Source organism: Aeromonas sp. Lyrl_2 (assembly GCF_051948815.1).
Lineage (GTDB): Bacteria > Pseudomonadota > Gammaproteobacteria > Enterobacterales > Aeromonadaceae > Aeromonas > Aeromonas veronii.
In genome coordinates this window covers 1-1075 of the sequence record NZ_JAYJLJ010000059.1, presented here as the reverse complement: position 1 = coordinate 1075, position 1075 = coordinate 1, and the positions used below count along the sequence as shown (strand labels likewise).

The window sequence follows — 1075 nt, the reverse complement described above, 5'->3', positions numbered from 1 at the left end:
TACTTACTGGTATTCGGAGTTTGCATGGGGTTGGTAAGTCGGGATGACCCCCTAGCCCAAACAGTGCTCTACCCCCAGTAGTATTCGTCCGAGGCGCTACCTAAATAGCTTTCGGGGAGAACCAGCTATCTCCGAGTTTGATTGGCCTTTCACCCCCAGCCACAGGTCATCCCCTAACTTTGCAACGTTAGTGGGTTCGGTCCTCCAGTTGATGTTACTCAACCTTCAACCTGCCCATGGCTAGATCACCCGGTTTCGGGTCTACACCTTGCAACTAGACGCCCAGTTAAGACTCGGTTTCCCTACGGCTCCCCTATACGGTTAACCTCGCTACAAAATGTAAGTCGCTGACCCATTATACAAAAGGTACGCAGTCACCCCGAAGGGCTCCCACTGCTTGTACGTACACGGTTTCAGGTTCTATTTCACTCCCCTCACAGGGGTTCTTTTCGCCTTTCCCTCACGGTACTGGTTCACTATCGGTCAGTCAGGAGTATTTAGCCTTGGAGGATGGTCCCCCCATATTCAGACAGGATGTCACGTGTCCCGCCCTACTCGATTTCACATCAAGGTTGTTTTCGTGTACGGGGCTATCACCCTGTATCGCCGGCCTTTCCAGGACCGTTCCACTAACTTCCAAGATGCTTAAGGGCTAATCCCCGTTCGCTCGCCGCTACTGAGGGAATCTCGGTTGATTTCTTTTCCTCGGGGTACTTAGATGTTTCAGTTCTCCCGGTTCGCCTCTGTTACCTATGTATTCAGTAACAGATACCCGAGTTATCTCGGGTGGGTTTCCCCATTCGGAAATCTGTGAGTAATAGCGTCTCTTACCGACTTCTCACAGCTTATCGCAGGTTAGTACGTCCTTCATCGCCTCTGACTGCCAAGGCATCCACCATGTACGCTTAGTCACTTAACCATACAACCCCAAGAAGTGTCGGTGAAACCGGCACGGCTTGTTGTCGTACAACAAGGACCAAATAAAATTTGGTTTTCGCCAAGAAGTTTCCAAAGCACTTGTAACAAATGTTTGAGAACTACTTTTTAAATCAGCTTTCCAGATTGTTAAAGAGCA

1 rRNA gene is annotated in these 1075 nt (G+C 49.6%); it reads right to left on the bottom strand.

Annotated elements, in window-relative coordinates:
• Positions 1-919: ribosomal RNA gene (locus VF684_RS20890) — 23S ribosomal RNA — on the bottom strand; the annotation flags it as partial.
• Between the last annotated feature and the right edge of the window lie 156 nt (positions 920-1075).